Origin of the sequence: Thalassoglobus sp. JC818, assembly GCF_040717535.1 — a bacterium.
In the GTDB taxonomy this organism is placed as follows: domain Bacteria; phylum Planctomycetota; class Planctomycetia; order Planctomycetales; family Planctomycetaceae; genus Thalassoglobus.
In genome coordinates, this window is the sequence record NZ_JBFEFI010000001.1 from 671,301 (window position 1) to 691,282 (window position 19,982).

General features: G+C 53.4%; 11 protein-coding genes. 6 read left to right on the forward strand and 5 right to left on the reverse strand.

Going from position 1 to position 19,982, the window contains the following annotated elements; genetic code table 11:
* The first annotated feature begins 84 nt into the window (after positions 1 to 84).
* Entirely contained in the window at positions 85 to 1,605 is a 1,521-nt protein-coding gene (locus AB1L42_RS02360; protein WP_367050752.1) for a sugar ABC transporter ATP-binding protein, read from the forward strand.
* A 38-nt stretch (positions 1,606 to 1,643) separates the two neighbouring features.
* On the opposite strand, the gene AB1L42_RS02365 is transcribed toward AB1L42_RS02360, so the two are convergent.
* Complete coding sequence (locus tag AB1L42_RS02365) at positions 1,644 to 2,870, reverse strand: hypothetical protein (RefSeq protein WP_367050754.1); 1,227 nt, start codon at positions 2,868 to 2,870, stop codon at positions 1,644 to 1,646.
* Positions 2,871 to 3,140: 270 nt separating this feature from the next.
* Here AB1L42_RS02365 and AB1L42_RS02370 point away from each other — a divergent pair, with 270 nt between their 5' ends.
* Entirely contained in the window at positions 3,141 to 4,253 is a 1,113-nt protein-coding gene (locus AB1L42_RS02370) for a serine hydrolase domain-containing protein (RefSeq protein WP_367050756.1), read from the forward strand.
* Between the two features lie 6 nt (positions 4,254 to 4,259).
* A complete protein-coding gene (locus AB1L42_RS02375; protein WP_367050757.1) occupies positions 4,260 to 5,252 on the forward strand; it encodes an A24 family peptidase in 993 nt (330 codons plus the stop codon).
* Positions 5,253 to 5,261: 9 nt separating this feature from the next.
* Here AB1L42_RS02375 and AB1L42_RS02380 read toward each other — a convergent pair whose 3' ends face one another.
* On the reverse strand, positions 5,262 to 6,260 hold the full coding sequence (locus tag AB1L42_RS02380) for a hypothetical protein (RefSeq protein ID WP_367050758.1): 999 nt from the start codon (positions 6,258 to 6,260) through the stop codon (positions 5,262 to 5,264).
* A gap of 322 nt (positions 6,261 to 6,582) precedes the next feature.
* Positions 6,583 to 9,663 carry a serine/threonine-protein kinase gene (locus AB1L42_RS02385; protein ID WP_367050759.1) on the reverse strand — a complete coding sequence of 1,027 codons (3,081 nt, stop codon included), beginning with the start codon at positions 9,661 to 9,663 and terminating at the stop codon, positions 6,583 to 6,585.
* A 205-nt stretch (positions 9,664 to 9,868) separates the two neighbouring features.
* Here AB1L42_RS02385 and AB1L42_RS02390 point away from each other — a divergent pair, with 205 nt between their 5' ends.
* Positions 9,869 to 13,405, forward strand: coding sequence for a WD40 repeat domain-containing protein (locus AB1L42_RS02390; RefSeq protein WP_367050761.1), 3,537 nt, complete (start codon positions 9,869 to 9,871; stop codon positions 13,403 to 13,405).
* Positions 13,406 to 13,503: 98 nt separating this feature from the next.
* Here AB1L42_RS02390 and AB1L42_RS02395 read toward each other — a convergent pair whose 3' ends face one another.
* Positions 13,504 to 14,061 (reverse strand): DUF456 domain-containing protein, encoded by a 558-nt coding sequence (locus AB1L42_RS02395; protein ID WP_367050763.1) that lies wholly within the window; start codon positions 14,059 to 14,061, stop codon positions 13,504 to 13,506.
* Between the two features lie 163 nt (positions 14,062 to 14,224).
* Here AB1L42_RS02395 and AB1L42_RS02400 point away from each other — a divergent pair, with 163 nt between their 5' ends.
* Positions 14,225 to 15,766, forward strand: coding sequence for a DUF4080 domain-containing protein (locus tag AB1L42_RS02400; protein ID WP_367050765.1), 1,542 nt, complete (start codon positions 14,225 to 14,227; stop codon positions 15,764 to 15,766).
* Between the two features lie 43 nt (positions 15,767 to 15,809).
* On the opposite strand, the gene AB1L42_RS02405 is transcribed toward AB1L42_RS02400, so the two are convergent.
* Positions 15,810 to 17,126: a dicarboxylate/amino acid:cation symporter gene (locus AB1L42_RS02405; protein WP_367050771.1), complete on the reverse strand. Its 1,317-nt coding sequence runs from the start codon at positions 17,124 to 17,126 to the stop codon at positions 15,810 to 15,812.
* A 402-nt stretch (positions 17,127 to 17,528) separates the two neighbouring features.
* Here AB1L42_RS02405 and AB1L42_RS02410 point away from each other — a divergent pair, with 402 nt between their 5' ends.
* On the forward strand, positions 17,529 to 19,946 hold the full coding sequence (locus AB1L42_RS02410; RefSeq protein WP_367050774.1) for a hypothetical protein: 2,418 nt from the start codon (positions 17,529 to 17,531) through the stop codon (positions 19,944 to 19,946).
* The last annotated feature ends 36 nt before the right edge of the window (positions 19,947 to 19,982 follow it).

A 19,982-nucleotide genomic window follows, 5' to 3' on the forward strand; every position in this document is an offset into this window, starting at 1 on the left:
ACTGTTGGATTGGTGCGATGTGGCTGATTCTCTAAGATGCGGACCTGTCGAACTGCAATTTTCCAGTTTTCATGAAGATGAGTGATGCAAGAGCCTGAGCTTGCGATTGAATTCCGCGACGTCACTAAGCGGTTTCCGGGTGTCATTGCACTCGAGAACGTTTCGTTCGATGTGCGACGCGGCGAGTTTCATTCGATCTGCGGAGAAAATGGAGCTGGTAAAAGCACTCTCATGAAAATTCTCTCCGGAGTTCTGACCGACTACGAGGGAGAATTATTCGTCTCGGGCGAGCGAGTCTCACTGACTGGAACCCGGGCTGCCGAGGAAATTGGCATCAGCATTATTCATCAGGAACTAAATCTGGTGGAAGAGCTGAGTGTGTCAGCGAATATTTTCCTCGGACGGGAAATCTCACACGGCTGGTTCCTCAACGATGGAGCTATGGACTCGGCAGCGTCAAACCTGTTTCAGCAACTTGACTGCGACATCTCCGCCCGCGAGCTTGTTCGACAATTGCGAGTCGGCGATCAACAGCTTGTGGAAATTGCCAAAGCCTTGTCGTTGAAATCTGACATTCTCATCATGGATGAGCCGACGAGCGCGCTGACGGAAACGGAAGTTGAACGGCTGTTTCGCGTCATACAGAAGCTTCGCGACGACGGCGTCACCATCCTCTATATCTCCCACAAAATGGAGGAAGTTTTTCGTCTCTCTGACCGAATCACCGTTCTGCGCGACGGCAAACATGTTCAGACATTGAACCGAGAAGAGACCAATCCTCAAGAAATTACACACCTGATGGTGGGACGCGAGATCGAATCGGTCAAACTCGGTGCGAATCGTGCGGTTGGAGAAACGATCCTCGAAGTGAAAAATCTGTCGCTTCCATGGCCCGGGCATGCGCGAGAATGGAGACTCAAGGACGTTTCATTTTCTCTGCGCCGGGGTGAAGTCGTGGGCTTCGCCGGATTGATGGGGGCAGGGCGAACGGAACTCCTCGAAGCGCTGTTCGGTGCGAGCGAAACTCCTCCTCAAGGAGAAATTCTCCTCCGTGGAGATGCTGTTCACTTCGAACATCCGGCAGATGCGAAGGCTGCAGGGATTGCGATGGTCACCGAAGATCGCAAACGTCTGGGGCTGTTTCAGCAGATGTCCGTGCGGGAGAACATCACCGTCTGCACACTCGATGAGTCTTCTGTGAGTGGCATGATTCAACCGGGTCGCGAGCAGACAGCGGCTCGCGAGTCCATCTCCGAATTGGGAGTGAAGACAGCTTCAGCCGAAACACCAATCACAGCGCTCTCCGGCGGGAATCAGCAGAAGTGCATCATCGCACGCTGGCTGAGAACCAATCCCGATGTTCTCCTGCTGGATGACCCCACAAGGGGCGTCGATGTGGGAGCAAAGGCGGAGTTGTATCAGGTGATCGATAAACTGTGCCGCGACGGTTTGGCCATCATTGTGACATCCAGCGAGCTTCCGGAACTGATCACTCTCTGCGATCGAATTCTCGTTCTTTGCGAAGGTCGCCTCACCGGAGAACTCACCAGCGATGAGTTCTCCGAAGAGCGAATTATGGAATTCGCCACCGAAATGAACTGCTGAAGTCGCCTTCGTCTTCAGCGATTCCGCGACTTTTCCGACTACCGAATCGGGACAACGTGTTCGACTGGCCAGTTAATTTCCCAAGCTTCCTGAGGCGATCCCATTTCCGGAAAGGTGATGGTCGACCGGATAATTTCCGGGATCACAATACGTTGCCACTGCGGAGCTGGCGCAACCCAGGCTTTGGAACTGTCCTCTGAAGACGTCACGCTTCCGATCAGTTCCTCTTCTTCTTCCTGAACGATAATTCGCGGGCAAAGTGCGAGGAAGAGATGGCGGTCGTCGGAATCGGGAACCTTCACACCTGCGTCTTGCAATCTTCGGCGATCGAATTGTCCCGAAAATTGCATTCCGTTTCCGTCGCTTTCGATTCCGAGATACAGCACGAGAACGTTTCCGTCGCGAATGGTCTCACAATGTTGTTCCACGGTCCGTCCATGATCCTGGATCGAAACGAACGATTTCACGTCGCGTCGATCGGAAGAGATCTTTCCGCAGAGTTCAAGTGTGAGCCCGTTGCTGGTGATTGAAGCTGTCTGGTTGTTAAAGAGAGTCACTTTAGGGGCAAAGAATGACTTGAAATCCGTTCCTGAACGGAGAGCTTCAAGTTGGCTGTCCCACTGTTTTGCTGTCTGGATTTTGCTGGACGGCCATGACTTCGCCAGGTTAGCAGGGATCGACAGAAATCGTGCCTCCATCGAAACCTGGAGGTCCTGCAATCTTCGCAATTGCTCAAGCAAACTGGTGATGCTGTCATGATTTTCAGTGGTCTGCCGAATCAGTAGCGAGAGAGTCGATTCGTGAAAGTGGATCTCGCCGATTCCGTCTGCGATCCGCTTGTCTGTCCGCGAGTCATGCCAACTGTCGGGGCTGACGGTCTGCCTGATCAGATCCTCTAATTGACCGGCGTTCTGGGCAGTCAACTCGGAAGTCTGTCCGTTTTCGACAGGTGGAAGCGGAACAACCAGATCGGCCACTGCGTAAACCCTGATGATTTGCTGCTGCTCAGCCGTATCGGAATTCTTTGAGTCAGGACGGTTTTCGCGAGTCAACTTCCAGTGCGAAGTGACGAGTTTGGTCAGTGAATCGTCGGGAAATTCCTTTCGCAATTCGTGAAAGAGCGAGCGAGCACTTTCATAGTCGTCGTTTTCGACAGCTTGGTAGTACGACTTGGCAAGCTGCGATTCTTTGGAAGTTTCTTCAGTTTGCGCAAATAGAGTTGCTGAGAATCCAAGAGCTAGCAAGAATCCGAACGTCCGTCTCATGTCACTCCTCCATGTTTCGTCGTAAGCGGCTCGTGGCGAACCACTTGAACGGGTCCAAAGGCTGATTGCGACTCATCAGGGGATTCGGAATTCGGCGCGGATTTCAGATTCGAGATGTTTTCGGAAAAGCAGAAGGCCCCCGTTTCACTCGAACATGACGCGAGTCGAGATTCCTCTTGGGTCCCGGAAGAGAATTAGCGAGTCACTTGCTAGAGTACGATGAAATCCTGTTAACCACTACCCCAGTTTCTCCACCACTGCCAACTGACAATGCCTGAGTTTGATGCCAAATTCCCAACGACTCTCAAGGTCATCGAACAGGGAATCGAACGCGAACACCATCTCGGTGTTCAGATTTACATTTCGCGAAACAACGAAACACTTCTCGATGACGCTGTCGGTGAGAATCGCATTGGGGATCCGATGACCAATGAGACGTTGTCTCTCTGGCTCTCATCGGGAAAGCCGCTGACAGCTGCGGCGATTATGCAACTGGTGGACCGCTCGAAAATCGACATCGAACAAACCGTCGCCAGCATCGTTCCAGAGTTCGCTGAAAAAGGGAAAGAGGCTCTGACGATTCGGCAACTGCTCACGCACACAGCAGGATTGCGACCGGTCTCGACTGGCTGGCCTCAGCAGGAATGGGATGACATTCTCGCAAAGATCTGCGGGGCATCGCTGCGGATGAACTGGGTTCCCGGAGAACGGGGAGGGTACGATCCCGCTCGTTCGTGGTTTGTGTTGGGAGAGATTATCCGGCGTATCGACGGACGTGGAGTCGACCAGTACGTTCGCGAAGAGATCCTCGAACCTCTCGGAATGCTCGATTGCTGGATGTCGATGCCTTCATCGATCCACAACGCTTACGGCTTGCGAATTGGGATCATGTACACCGTTCTCGATGGTGACCTCAAAGCCACTCATGGCCATCGAGAAGACTACTGTACTTCGCCTTCCCCCGGTGGCAGCTTACGCGGTCCAGTCTGCCAACTGGGTAAGTTTTACGAGATGCTTCTGGCGAACGGGCTCAGTGCTTCAGGCGAAAGAATCCTTTCGGAAGAGGCTGTCGAAGTCATGACCCGTCGACAGCGTGAAGGGATGTTCGATGAAACGTTTCAACACAAGCTGGACTTCGGACTCGGTGTGATCGTCAACTCAAATCGCTACGGAGCAGAAACAGTTCCTTACGGATTCGGTCGATATGCCAGCGAGAACAGCTTCGGTCACGGGGGAGCCCAGTCGTCGATTGGGTTCGCTGACCCCGAGCATGGACTGGTCGTTGCAGCAGTGGCGAATGGTTGTCCTGGGGAAGAAATTCACAACGAACGCTTCCGCGAACTGAACTCCGCGATCTATCAAGACTTGGGCCTGGCAGGGTAAGTACACGTGTCGGTTCTGGAAGTGATCAATGACTTCGGTTTCCTCAGCTTGCCTGTTTGGCTGTGGGGAGTCATCGGAGGTGTGGCGACGGCAGTTCTAACTTGCCTGGGAGTTCGAAGGTCACTGTCGGATTTTGGGCTGCCGTACGATCGATGGCCGTTGCTTTCGTCGATTGTGAATGGCCTGCTGGGAGCCGCTCTGGTTGTTTGCGTTTTGGGATTTCAAAGCCAAACGACTCCAGAGGTCATTCCCTCTGAAGCGGGACGCAACCTGCGACTCATCGGGCACCTGACTCTGCTTGTCCTACTGATGATGGTGAGCGTCACCGACTTGCGGACGTATTCAATCCTCGACTGGAACTGCAAGGTTGGAATTTTGCTGGGAGTGAGTCTGGCGTTTCTGTCGGGAGATACTCAGCTCGCGCATTTGTGGGTCGACTGGAATCAGGAAGTTCCGCAATTGAGAGGTCCGTATCTTCCAGCTTGGCTCTCTGCGCATCCCCACCTGCATGGCCTCACCTGGAGTGTTGTCGGCGTTTTCACCGGGGGGATTCTGGCTTGGGGAACACGTTGGATCTCCGCTCGACTTCTCGGACAACCAGCTTTGGGGTCAGGCGACATTCTGCTCATGGGCATGATTGGAGCGTTTCTCGGCTGGCAACCGACGCTGATCGCTTACGTGCTGGCCCCGGTTTTAGCACTCGTGATTGGCTTGATTATTCAGGTCACGAGCAATCGCCCAGCGATTCCTTATGGACCATTTTTGGCACTCGGAGCAGTTGTCGTCCTCTTTTGCTGGCAACCGATCTGGATGCTCGAAATTCCACTCACGCTGGCAGAGAATCCTGGTCGCGGTTCCATATTCGCGATGCGACGATTCTTTGGCGACCCGGTTTCGATGGCAATCACTGCAGGTTTGAGCGTTGGATTGCTCGTCATCATGTTGAGCCTACTTCGCTACTACAAGTCGCTCAGCTTCGTCGACGCAAATTCAGAATGAGCGTTATGCTCATCGCCCTTGTTGCTGAAGATAGGTCATCTGTCGGCGAAATCCGGAGAGTCGATGGGCGTACTCTCGCGAATTTGTCATTCGAAATGCCTCATACTCGAGAGCGATTGCTTCGTTGAAATCGCCCCCTTCGGCGATTGTGCAAGCCAGAGTATCGAGAATGTTGGGGTCTCGATCGGTCTCCAGAGATCGCTGTGCAAATTCGAGAGCTTCTGAATACTCCATAACCTCCTGAACTTCGGGATTCGAAACATACATCCAGGCCAGATTGTTCGCGGGTCGCGGATGCCCGGGATCGATTGCGGAAGCCCGGCGATAGTCTTGAATCGATTTCAGCGGGTTTCCCTGTTCATCCCAGGTTTTGCCGCGCATGAAGTACGCGTAAGCCAGCAGTCGCTCTGAAGAGAAAGATCGGCCATAGAATTTTCCAACCACGGCAGGACGTCGAACGAAGCGGCCATTGGTATCCCAATCAATTCCGGTGGAGTTCCCGAAATCCCAGCGGACGTAGTTGTGGTTGACGGTGCTACCAGGAATTTTGCTTTCCACAAACGTGATCGGCAGGCCGAGACGTTCGCCGATCGAGACATAGAGCAAGCTGCTCGTGTCGCAATCGTACTCGTAATAGATTCTCCCGTATCGGTCACTTCGACGCGTCAGCATCTCTGAAAGCGAATTGACTCCCAGCCGCAATCGAAATCCGTGGCGGGCGAGAAGTTGGCCAATCGAAGCCATTGCTCGCATCGCTTCATTCCTGGAAGTTGTTTTTGACAGCTTCTCAGGATTCGCAAACAGCGACTCTGCCTCGGAGAGAAGCTGTTCGAGGAATTCGTAGTGCGTGTCAGTCACCTCTGACACTTCAGACTCGAGATCGAGAATCTGATGAGCAATCGTCTGCGGATTGGCTTCCGAGTCGACAACGGTCTCGTCGGCACAAGCACTCGATGTGCAAAATGAGATCGCGAAAACTAGGGGAAGAATTGGACTTTTTGAGTTCATGGCAACAGGCCGTGACTTGAAACGCGAACGGGCTCAAGAAGTGAATCCACTAATTTCAAGGATAGAAATCCGTGGACGAGCGACTGGATCGATGCCTGTCGAAGCCTGTCGAAGCCTCGCTAGTTAATGTTCGAGAGGGCATCTCTTCAGAATGTAGATTCGCAATACGCGGTTGCTGAAAGCGTGAGTTCGAAAACGACGAAAGCGACGGGACTGAATTCGACGCGAGGAATGTTGGGAGAGTTGAAGAGAATTCGCTGGCTGAGCCGATGATGAGGGTTTGCTCTGATGATTGAGTTGAATCGGGGATGGTAGACAGCGACTACTTCTTTCCTTGCCAAAGCCGCAAATCACCCGCAAGACCCGTCGAGACGACGGTATCTCCGTCTTCGGAAATCGAAATCGAGAAGACCTGCTTTTCGTGCCCGTAAAGATTTGTGATCGGCTCAATCCTCTCCGCATCCCAGATGGTCAATAGTCTGTCGCGGCCCGCAGTGATAAATCTCGGCTCATCCGGGAACGCGGTGATGGCATTGATTCGCGCGGTATGTCCCGTCACTTCTTTCACTGTTCCTGACAGTCCTCGATCCCAAACAAAAATCCCTCCTCGTTGATCACCCAGCACGAGACGTTTTCCTCCGTTCAGAAAACACAATGCTTCGATCGGAGTCGGAACTTCAAACGAGTGCGGAAGTCGCTCTCCGCTTTCGACGCTCCAGAAGCTGACTCGTCCATCCTGATGAGCAGTGACGAACTCGCTTCCATCGGGAGAGAAGATCGCTGACGAAATGATCACCCCATCGGACGGGACATCAACGAGGGAGGCATTCAGGTCCGACCAGTCTCGCATCGAAATGTTTCCATCCTGGTCGGTAATGATCAGTCGCGTTCCATCGGGAGAAACGGTAACGCGAGCTTCGAGATCGGACAGCTTCTGAATTCGTGATTCAATCTCGTTATCTCTTAGATCCAGAACAATGAAATCGGTGCCTCGTCCGGCGAGGACGACCTGGTCTCCTTGTGGCCTCAGTGCAAGCGAAGTGAGAATCCCTTCGTCGGCTTCATAGATTTTCGTGGAAGTGACCGAATCGCCGTATGCGTATCTCCAAACCGATTTGTTCCCGACGAGAAGGATTGCCTCGCTCTTTGACGGGAGAATGGCGGACTGGCTGATAAAATCATCTGCCCAGAGCACGCTCGGTTGAACCAGCGCAGCTGTGTCGAAAAGCTTGATGTCACCGGTTCCGCTGCCGACAGCAACGACCTTTCCATCGACGGTCTGGTCCAGACACCCAAAGCTCAGATTGTGACTTGAGACCGAGTTCACTTCTTTGTGTGAAAGTGGATCATAAACATTCAGATTTCCTGAACTGGCAACGACCATCAGGTGATTGGACTGGTGTGCAAACCCGAGATCCCCAACGGCACCTAGCTGAATCAGTTTCGTTTCAACCTTTTGATCCCCAGCCAGATCGAGATACACAATCGTCCCTCCGGCCGTTCCCGCGGCAATCACGGATCCGTCTGAAGTGTATTCAATTTTTTCGAGCATCATGACCGGTCCGAGTCGGTCTTGCTTGATCCGGTCGGCATATTGCCAGAGCTGAATGCTGCCCTCGTGCGTCATTGCATCACGCGTTCCGACAGCGAGTTGCTTGCCGTCGGGTGAAAACTGCACATCCATCACAATGTTTTTCGCACCGGTTGGGATCTCGATGATGTTCTCCATCGTCCGTGAGTCCCAGATTCGGACTGCTCCGCGTGTCCCTCTTGAAAGAAAGTGCTTCCCGTCCGGAGAGTATTCCACTTGAGCTACTGCGGGACCATGCTTGGTTTCGTTTTCGACTTGATCGCTGAGAATCGGATTCCAGATGCGCACGAATCCGTCAGAAGACCCCGTCACCAGGTTTGCATTGATCGGAGAAAACTCGACAGAAAGAAATTTGCCAGCTTCAATTTTCAGAGTTCGTACCAGTCGACCAGTCTTTGTTTCCCAGACGTCGACTGTGCGTTGATTGCCCACACCTGCGACGTATTTTCCGTCTCGCGAAATCGCGATTTCACTAATCGGCGTTCCGGTCTTGATGCGACCGATGTAAGGAGCCAGACGATGATTCAAATAGTCCCACTCAAAGCCGCGCAGGTCGGCAAGTCGTTGCTCTGGTCCAAACGGTGAGAGGCTCGCCTTTACGCCATCGATGTCGCCTCGAATTTCGTACTCCGCTCCCAATCGCATTTGCGAGCGATAGTAGGCCTGATCGGTGAGTGCAGCGTTCGTCTCAGATCGATACCAGAAGTAACTCACGCCGACCAAGCCGAACGTCAGGCTTGAGATCAACCCAGCGATGAGAAGGGCCACTCCTGGTCTTCGTCGGCACCATCGCCATAGTTTTTCGGCTGACGAGACTGGACGGGCGAGAATTGGTTCGCCGCGTTGAAAACGCATGAGTTCATTCGCAACCTCTTCTGCCGAGGCATAGCGTTTCGAAGGATCGCGTTCGAGACACTTCAGGCAAACCGTTTCCAAATCCTTGGGAATGTTGGGATCGAGTGACCGTGGGGAAGGGGGCTCTTCATAGATTTTCTGATGCAAGACAGCCCGCACGTTGCCGCGAAAGGGAGCGAAGCCGGTAATCATCTCGAAGAGAATCACCCCCATCGCATAGATGTCTGAACGATGGTCGGTTTCCTTTGTCTTCCCGCTTGCCTGCTCGGGAGACATGTACTTGGCTGTTCCCAGAATCTGCCCTTCGGACGACACGGACTCTTCCACCGAAATGTTCTTCGCCAGACCGAAGTCCATGATGACCGGTTGTCCGGCGGCGTTGATCATGATGTTCGATGGCTTCACATCGCGGTGAACGACTCCACGCATGTGAGCGTGATGGAGTGCATTGGCGATCACTGCGATGTACTCAACGGCGAGCACCTGCTTTGGCTTGCCGGCACTCAGCACGTCGCGGAGTGTCAGTCCCTCGATGTACTCGCTGGCAATAAAGATCTGATCGTCGCTTGTTCCGACTTCGTAGACCGAAACGATGTTTGGATGATGAAGATTCGCCGCAACCCGGGCCTCGTGGACGAGACTCGTCGATTCCTCTCTTTGCGAGATTGGAAGCTTAAGCGCGACTTCGCGGTTGAGGTCAACGTCTCGTGCCAGCCAGACCGAACCGAACCCGCCGCGTCCGAGAAGTCGAATTAATTCGAAGTGAGCAATCCGCCCGTTGTCTTGCACTCCCACTGCGGAGTTAATGCGCGTCTGGACTTCCGCGTCAGGCAGATGGACCGTTCCGCAGTTCGGACAATCAACACTCGACAGAGTTGCGAAGACATCTGAGGTTTCGAGTTGATCGTCGTCGGCAAATTTCAGGGGGTGCTGGCAAATCGGACACAAGAACTCCATGTCTCCCCCTTCTGATTGTAAGCTTGCCCAATTCAGCGGAGCACCGGTGAAGAATCTTCGTTCGATCCAGTTGATCTGCTGAACAATGAGAATAACCTGATGCGTCGAAAAGAGGAACCGCCTGCCGATTTGGAAACCGCTTCGACTTAGATTGGTTTCTTGTGATTTAATTGAGCGGAATCGAAGTTGAAAGGAGTTCCTACAAATGCAAGACTACACTTCTGCAAGTTCCGCACGCGAAGTTGAATTGAGCAACGGAATTGGGAGCGACCTCGTGACGACACCGAAAGTTGGGATGATGCGAGCCAGAATCAGTGCTTCACCAGTGTTATCGATCACTTTGATTTGCGTTCTGTCCGTTGGGTGTGGTGATGGTTCCAATCCGGGCGGAGCAGTCGATCCGTATGCGGACGCCACCGGTTCGAGCCAATCAGATTCGCTCGTGACCGGTGCTCAGTCTTCGTTTGCATCGGGCGGCTCTGCCGATATCCCAGCCTTGAAAGAGGCAGTTCGGGAAATCACCAACCTGCTCAACGGAATGAGTAACGAGTACGAAGGACTCGCTGGCAGCGGCAAGCAAAGCATTCAGCTCACTCAAACCGAGCAGCTCTATCAAAAGATGAGCCCCATTGAGAGCCAGCTCTCGAACATGCAGGCTCCGACCGCCGAGGAAGCCCGCACGCTGAAGAGTGAGGTGCTGGAGAGTTTGCTAAATGCAATCAAACGCGCGGAAATCGCAGAACTTCATTTGGAGCGGCAATACGACTTCAATTCGTTCGGATCATTCGCGAGCTTCGGAGGGAGAGGGCACGACATCAGCGACGGCATTTCGATTGCGAGAAGTGCTTTGAATCTGAGTCAACGCAATCTTCCCGTCGCCGAAAAACTGACGACAGGCCCTCCCGCCTCGATTGGTGGAGCCCCTCCCACAAATCGTTCGTTCGGATATCTCCGTGGACTGGGGGTCAGCGAAGCACAGTACCGCAGCATCAGCCAGCGATCTCCCGGCAAAGATCCAGTCCCGTGGCAGATGCAGGCGGACCCAGCGATCTATTCGTACGAATTGAGTGAAGAAGCTGCCCTCGAAATTGATGTCCCCTCGACCGATTCGCCGCCAAGCGCGTTTTATACTCCGCTGAGAATTCTCTATCCGCAAATGCCGTCGCTTGTAGTTGGTCTGGGACTCAACGAACGGACTGGCCACCAACGTGTGATCTGGGAACTTGATCCGAAGAAGCGAATTGGGGTCGTGAAGAGTCTTCAGCTTCAGGACAGCCATTTGATGGCACTCAGCCCGGATGGACGCTACTTCGCTGCTCAGCCAGAGAAGACGAACATCATCGGCCTGTACGACATTGATCAGAAGAAACCCGTCGCTCAAACAACACACGAGGTGCCGCTCGGAGGAACAGCTTACTTGATGTTCGGGGCAGACAACCGCCTCGTTCTTTACGATGGCGCAGTGGCGAAAGTTTGGACAGTTCCAAATCTCGAACTTGAACACACAATCGAAATCGGACGCGATGCTCGACGCTCCGTCTGGTATCCGGGAACGAATTGGGCGCTCAGCCCTGGCGGTCGCTATCTCGCCGTTCCGGGAAGCGCAGGTTTTGCTTACGACATCATGATCTACGATCTGACGACCGGACGACCGGCCGCACAGATCGATATGTCGGGAAGTCGCTCCATCAGTCACGTCGCTTCGGCGTTTTCGCGAGACGGAACCAAACTCGCGGTTTTGATGGATGGTTCCTGGAATACATGGATTCAAATCTGGGATATCGTCTCGGGACGCCTTTTGGCTTCCTATGAAAACGAAGGCTCACTGAGTCGAGCAGTCGACGGCGAGAGAAAATATCAGGGACCAGCTGTCGACTGGTTCCCTGACGGAAAGCGAATTCTGCTGTACGGAAAGGGCGTCTTTAATACCGAAACCGGTTCCGGGGAAAAGTTCCTGACGTCAAACGTTCTCTATCGCATCGGATTGTTGAGCGACCAGCATATTGGAGTCGTTCAGCGCGATGTCTTCGACACATTCGACCTCGAAGAAGTCCCGATAAACCTGACACGTTGGAACAGTGAGCAACTCGCATCTGAAGCGATGGTGGCTGACAATCCTTTCGAGATCACTCCAACTGGTGGGAAGAATATCGCGACGGTCACAGATCGCTCACAGGTTCGATACGTGCATGTCGAGCGGCAACCGCTGTGGAACCTGCATCCCGATCCGGCTCAGAACCTGTCTGCTTCGACGGGTCAAATCAACGGTTTCACCGGACAGAATGTCTATCACGTCGCCCTCACTCCGAGCGAAAACATGGCTGTCGCGGGGTATACCAATCAGGCGATTCGTGTCTGGAACGGCAAGACCTCCGATCTCGATAAACTGAAGAGCTGGGTGGAATACAGCGACATCTCATCAGGCTCTCGTCCTGAACGGTTCGACTTTTCCTTCCCTTCAGGATTTCACGGGATCTCTCCTTCCGGGAAATTTGTTGTCACTCGAGACCTCGAAGGCTTTAACCGATTCGACCTGTGGGACCTTGAATCGAAGAGTCACGTCGCTGGCTTCTTCCCGTATGATCAGGGACGAAGTGACGGTGGCGCCCCGATTCTGTGGTGCGAGTTTCTGGACGACAACCATCTCTACACAATGGCGGAAAAACAGCTGACGCTGTGGTCCATCCCGGACGGAAAAGCAGTTTATGAGGTCTTCCTCGACTCCGTACAAAACTGGCCAGTTTTTAGCCCGGGGCGGAAACAGCTGGCACTTCTGGAGGGGGGGGGACTCACAGTCATCTCGACGGAATCGGGCGATGTCCTCGCACGAGGTGATCAGCTTGGACTCTCAGGAAAACTGTCGGCTGTTGCGTTTTCAGCAGATGGTGCGTCGCTGGCGTTACTCAGTTCTCCTCCTGGAGGCGGGGAAATGGCAGTCATCGACACAGCCACCGGGCAACCAATGACGTCGTTCCCGCTTCCGATGTCCGGAAAAACTCTGCAATGGTACGGAGAGGACTTTGTGCTTGTTGACGGTGGATATCTGGTCTCAATTGATAAGAAATCCGTGGCGTGGATCTACAACCTCGAAGGTTTGCGAATTGCATCACAAGGTGGCGAGAGGAACTGGTTTCTCTCACAGATTAAATCCAACGATCCATACCAACTGCTGAGTACAACTTTGCCGACTTCTCAGTTGGTGAATGCGCTCGCGACAGCTGATCCACCGATCGACCTGCTGCTGCAACCGGGTGGATCGATCGCCCTCGACATTCAGGTTCCGACTCCTCCAAACCGGGGTGGGTTCTCGCAGGAAGTTTCAGAAGCGATGACTCGACAGTTCGCCAGTCATAACGTTCGCATCGATCCGTCCGCTCCGTTGAGGCTGGTCATTCGAGGAGAGCATGGGAAAACTGGTGACGGAATCAGTCTTGGCCATTACGGTTCGCTGTTCTCAAGAGACTCCGATCTCGACGAAGAACGGGTCACGTGGACACTTTCAATTCGCCAGGGCGAACAAACGCTCTGGCAGCGATCGAGTTCCTCCAACAACACCGGCAGTGTTGACATTGAAGACGGCGTGACTGGAGATGCCGCCATCCAGCAGGCAGCGACGCAGCTCCGCGAACGAATGTGGAGCAATGCTGCTGCTTCGCTTCTGAAGTTTCAGCTACCGAAATACGTCTTCGGTCAAAACGCCGGGCGCGGACTCGGGTCGAGCAAACTCGGTTCTTCACTTTAAGTCCCCGCGTTTGTCTTCCTCACTGTTACGAAGTGGACACGCGTCATTTTGTCTCTGTGAGAGCACACATATTGCTGGCGACAGAAGGAGAGGTTGAATCAATAGATGGAATCGAGCGTGACGAGTGCGAGCATGATCGCGCCTACGATCAGCTTTCCAAACGTCCCAAGGAGTCGTCCCCAGAACGCTCCCTTTCCGATGGCGATGCGGTCACCATGCAGGCGTTCTCGTTCGCCGAGATACGCCCCGCCGAAAGCGCCGAGTGCTCCGCCAAAGACAGCTGCAACAACACTTCCAATGAACGGGATCGGAACGCCGACGATTGCTCCTGTGAAAGTTCCGACAAATGCTCCCACGATGGAGTAAAGTGCTCCCCGCCGGGTCCCTCCCAATCGTGTCACTCCAGCAGCACCGGCAGCGGACTCGATAACTTCGCCCAAAACGGCGAGTGCCGCGAGGACTCCGACGACTTTCCAACCGACTCTCGGTTCTAATTCCAGGGGCAGGAGATAGGCATACAACGCCGAAAAGAGAAGAATGAGCCAGTTTCCCGGTCCCATCAACAATGTCGTGCCCCACGAGCAAAGGTTCGCGATGAAGAGAACGAAGATATAGACGTAAATCATACGTGTCACACAGAGCGAAAGGCGGACCATCCGATTGTTGTCAGAACAGCATTTCAAGGGCTTTTCGAACTGACCATGAGTGCTACTGTGACGATGTCAATCACGTAGTAAGATAGATACCCTACGAACGGCCAAACAGTTCGTCCAACTGAAATCTCGACGTCCGCCGCGCAATTTTGAAACAAAGTTCTTTATGTCTGCGATTGTCCTGTCCACCTTGAATGCTCGTTACTGGCACAGTTCGTTCGGGCTGCGCTATTTGATGGCAAATATGGAGGAACTGGCCTCGCAAGCGGTCATGCTTGAGTTTGGAATCAAAGATCAGTTGAGTGATGTTCTGGAGTCCATTCTTCAACAACACCCCAAGGTCGTTGGTTTCGGTGTGTACATCTGGAATCTCGAACCGACGACGCGACTCGTCGCCGACCTGAAGCGGCTTGCTCCAGATATCAAAATTGTGCTGGGAGGTCCTGAAGTCAGCTACGAAGCCGACAACCTCGACATTTGCGAACATGCCGATCACGTCATCTCCGGCGAGGCCGATTTTGCATTTCCCAAGCTGTGTCGAGCAATCCTGAACGCAGAAGAAGCCGCGCCGAAATGGATTGCCGCTGGAGTTCCCGAACTGCCGAAAGTGAGTTTGCCGTACGAGCTGTATACCGAAGAGGACATCTTGCAGCGCGTAATTTATGTGGAAGCTTCCCGAGGCTGCCCGTTCACCTGCGAGTTCTGTCTCTCCGCGCTGGAGATCCCGGTACGCCAATTCGACATCGACGAATTCTTGGCAGCCATGCAAAACCTTCACGATCGAGGGGTGCGACAATTCAAATTCGTCGACAGAACATTCAATCTCAACATGCGTGTCAGTCGCGCCATTCTCGAATTCTACCTCGATCGAATGAGCGATGATCTGTTTTTGCACTTTGAAATGATTCCGGACCGACTCCCGGACTCGCTCAGAGATCTAATCGTTCGCTTTCCGGCCGGCTCTCTCCAATTTGAAGTTGGCGTGCAGACGTTTAATGACACTGTCGGAAAGTACATCAGCCGTCGGCAAAACAATCAGCTGTTGGAAGAGAACTTCCACTTTCTGCGGACTGAGACCGGCGTACATATTCATGCGGACCTGATCGTTGGCCTTCCGGGAGAATCGCTTGAAAGCTTCGGTGAGGGATTTAATCGGCTCGTTCGACTCGATCCGCAAGAGATTCAAGTCGGGATGCTGAAACGCCTGCGAGGAACTCCGATCACGCGGCACGATGAAGAATGGCAGATGATCTACCAGTCTGCTCCACCGTATGAGATTTTGAGCAATCGACTGATTTCGTTCGAGACGATGCAGCGGATGCGTCGCTTTGCGAAGTACTGGGATCTTGTCGCCAACAGCGGCAACTTTCGTCAGTCGCGCAACCTCATCTGGGAAAATCGAGACTCAGAATTCGATGCGTTCCTGAGTTTCAGTGACTGGCTTTACTCGCTCGAATCGCAGTCGCACGGAATTCCGTTGACTCGTCTGGCGGAGCGTTTGTTTCACTTTCTAATCGATGTTCAAGGGCTCGATGAAGAAATGGTCGCCCGATCCATCTGGGACGATTACACGAGCGGAGGACGAGAAGACCGTCCACGTTTCTTGAAGAAGTTCGATCTACCGAATCCTCGCAATCGAGCGGCTGGCGAGTCCAAGCTCCCTCAACGCCAGGCGAAACATACACCGCAGCCCGAGCGAACATCTTAGGGCCACTCAAAGCCTTTGGCCTCATCGCTGCATGAACAGAATTTCAGTCACTGGCAGACGGATTTGCACTCGCATCTTCTGCTCCGGTGGTCTCGTCGCTGCTTAACGGTACGGTCTCTAGTTCTTTCGTCGTAGGTCTTGTTCGACCATCCAGCAAACAGGCGACGTTGACGTCTCCAAGCACGTTGATCGTCGTGCGACATCGGTCGAGGAACCAGTCGACTGTCAAAAGCAACGGGATGTAGCTGATCGGAAGTCCCACGGCTGAGAAGACGAGGGCCATGGTGACGAGCCCCGCTTCGGGAATTCCTGAAGCTCCAACGGATGCGATGATCGAAGTGAGCACCACCGTCGCCTGTTGAGCGATCGAGAGGTCACTCCCTATCAGCTGCGCAATAAACAGCGCAGCCATTGCTTCGTAGAGGGCTGTTCCGTCATTGTTGAAGTTGGCCCCGACAAGTGCTCCAAGGCTGGCGGATTCCTCCGAGACTCCAACGTTCTCCTTAAGATTGGCATAAGTGACCGGCATCGTTGCGGTGGAACTGTCGGTTGAGAATGCCATGATCATGGCATCTCGAACACCACGAATCGCATCAAATGGTTTCACCCAAGAGAAGAACTGGATGCGGATGAGATACCAGACAGCCTGCAGCGCGAGCGCCACAAGCACTGCGACGACGAAGTTGCCCATCTTGAGTAGCTCGCCAAGTCCCTTTACGCCCACCGTTGTTGCCACAACCGCGAAGACTCCGATCGGGACGAGCTGGATAATCCAATGGAGAACCTTTAACAGCACTTCGTAAGCGATTTCAACGAGATCGACAATATTCGTAATCGGTCGATCGCGGTAGCTGCGGAGTGCGGTTCCGAACGCGACGGCGATGATGATAATCCCGATCACATTCTGCTTGTCACCCAGCGGTCCCAGAAGGCTTTTGGGAATATTGGAGACGAGAAGTTCGATGGGCGACTTGTGAGCGTCTTCTTCTTCCAGAGAGACCTCAGATGATTGCTCTTCCCCCGATTGCGCTCCGGGCTGCATGAAGTTGGCGACACTTAAACCGATGAAGATGGCGACAGTTGTGTTGAGAATCAGCAAGCTGGCTAAACGAAGAGCTTTGTTGCTGGAAATTTCAGTCGTCATCAGGACGTGTGTGACCGCAATCAGGATCAGCGGAGGAGCCAGCGCTGAGAGCAACTTCAAGATGACCTGACTGGGGATCTCAAAGATGATGGCACGCTCGCCCATGAGGAGGCCAACGACCAATCCGATTCCCATGGAAATCAGAATTCTGAGATAGAGCGGAATCGCATTCCAGCGACCGAGGAGACTCTTCGATGCAGGCGATTCATTGGTCATCTTGAACTCCGAATCACATGGGAAACGTTCTTGTTATGCTCATCGTCCGTGGCAGTACGCTCTACCTGGATTGACGACACGATGATCGATCGCGAAGCAGAGTAGGGCGATGCAATTCTATTCGGCAAGTAAGGACAGTCGCGTTTGTGACGGGGCGCGAACTGATTCAACACAGAATTGGTGCTGCAACGGAAACGCAATGAGGATGACTTTGGTTCAAAGCAATCTTGAATTCAATTTCGCTGAGATAATTTTCGCGGCAAGATCTTCAACCATGTTTTGTGGCTTTGCAGAAAACTCGGAATGCGAGTTCGCCGATCGAATGGAATCAGCATGTCAATTTCTCTAGGATCTGAATCTGCCAATAGGTCTCGTTCTCATGGACTCATCCCCAGGTACAACGTGCGATCAATCATTCCTCTCTCGCTTGTCTTCATTCTCTGCCTGCCTGTCGACGGATTGCGGGGACAAGACGGGTTTTCGCTCGGAAACGGAGTGACCGTCCCGGGACGCATCAGTTCGCCGTTCAACACTTGGGTCCCCATCGAATTCTCTGCACGAAACGCTTCCGATGAAGACCAGACGGTTCTGATCACATCGTCGCTGGATGGGGAAGCGAGTCAAAGCTATGGACGAAGACTCTGGCTGCCCGCAAACTCTGTGCGACGTGGTTCCTATCTCGTCCGAACACCGGCTCTTCCAAGTCCTAAGAGCGATCCGGTGAACGCCGAGCTGCGAACAATGTTTCTGCTTGAAGAAAACGGAGTGGAAACGGCAGTCACATTCTTCGGCGAAGGAAAAATCAACACACGTCCGATTCGCTGTGCGCGCGATGCAGCCACAACTCTCATTTTGACCGACCATGGGAAGATGGAAGCGGAGTCGCTGGTTCGATCAATCACAGATTACAATCAAATCTCGTATTACGCGATTCGAGGACAAGAGAACTCCCAGCGAGTCATGGATTACGACGGGCTGACTCACCTCGTTTTGGCTTCACGAGAAATGGAAACAAATCCGGAAGCAATTGATGCGCTCCGGAAGTGGGTTTTCTCCGGTGGTCGACTTTGGATCATGCTCGACCAGACGGGAGAGTTTCTCGCAAATTCGCTGCTCACCGATGGTGGAAGTCTCGTTACTGTGGACGAAACGGAGTTGGATTCCATCGGCATTGTTACGCATCCCGGCAGTTCAAATTCTGGAGACGCCGGCGAAGTCGTTTACGAAACTCCTGTCCCGATGGTGAACGTCCTGGCGGACCAGTTCGAAACGATTCTCGACTGTCAGGGCTGGCCAGCCGCACTGATGAAAACGTTCGGACGCGGAGAAATTCTTGTCACGACAGTTGGTGCTCCTGCATGGCACTTAACCAAACATCTTGAAGCACGTCGAAGCGAAGAGAAACCGGGACTCACCCGCGCGGGACTCACTCTCAGCGAGCGGTTTTATCGACCGAAGACATTCATCAAGGTCGCTGAACCGGACTGGTCAGAGCCGACAACGAGCCAAATCGGTTACGAAATTCCGAGCCGATCGATGGTCGTCTCAATTCTGATCGGATTCTGCGTTGCGTTGATTCTCGTCAGTTTGACGCAATGGAAGCGTGAGCAGTTGATGTCGATGACGATCTACGCCCCGCTTCTCGCATTCGCAGCAATGGGGGCGCTTGTCGCAATGGGGGCCAGTTCCCGAACGGCAATCCCAACGACGACTGCGACGATGTATATCGCCGAGGCAGATGAGTCTGGACATCGACTTCTGGAAGGTGCCCGCACCATTTATCGAGATGATGCAGGCGACATTCCAATTGAACTGCAGGCTGATGGATTTTACGAGTTCGAGCCGAGTCTTCCGGGAGCTGCAAAACGAATGATCTGGACTGACGCCGGATCAGTGCGTTGGGAAAATCTGGATATCCCCGCAGGAGTTCAAACTGCGAAATTTCAACTCATGCAAGATGACCAGCCGACGGCTGCTGTGCTGAGTTTTGGAGAGGACGGACTTTCAGGTCGGCTGACGAATATGCCCGACTCCGAAATTCGAGAGAGTTTCATAGCTTTCCCGGGGGGGCGTTTTGCGAGAGTTGAATTCGCTGACGACGGAGCCATTCGATGCCCACTCAGCGGAACGCTTGCCGACGATCAATTTGTCTCCGGGGATGTTCTCGGGGATCGTGAGCGACGGTACGTCACCGTTTCCAAAGACCTCTTTCTCACCCACCGGCGACTTCCCGATACACCACGTTTGTATTTCTGGACTGACTCTTCGCCGATTGAAGTCGATGACCTTTCTGCCAAACGCCGGGTCGGCGATGCACTCTACAGCGTGCCGGTCAGTCTTCATGCACCAGCGCCAGGCTCATCCTTCGCCGCTTCTCCTGCCATGATCGGCTATCGAGCTGTCAACCATCCACTCTATGGGACATCGACGGTGTATGTGAATCAGGATGGAGCTTGGAGAGCTTCGACGTCTCAGGAGAGTTACACCACACTCCAGTGCTTTCTCCCGACCGACGTCGGTCCGATCGGTGTTTCCGAAATCAGGGCAACTCTGGACCTGAGAGTCGCAAACCGGAATGTCAAACTACTCGTCATCCGACCTGACGGACAAGAAGTCGAAGCCGCGACATGGACGAGTCCCGTCGGACAAAAACAGGTTGTTCTACAAGACGAAATGTTCTTCTCAGAAGACTCTCAAGACTTCCTGACTTTGATCCTCCATGTCGGCCCCCCATTACAAGAGATTGAGGGTGACGGAGAGAATGCTCTGGGATGGAGCATCAACGACGTGACCTTCGAAGGAGAATTTGTCGCTCGATAAATACTTTTCTGAGATCACCTGATACATCCCGATCAG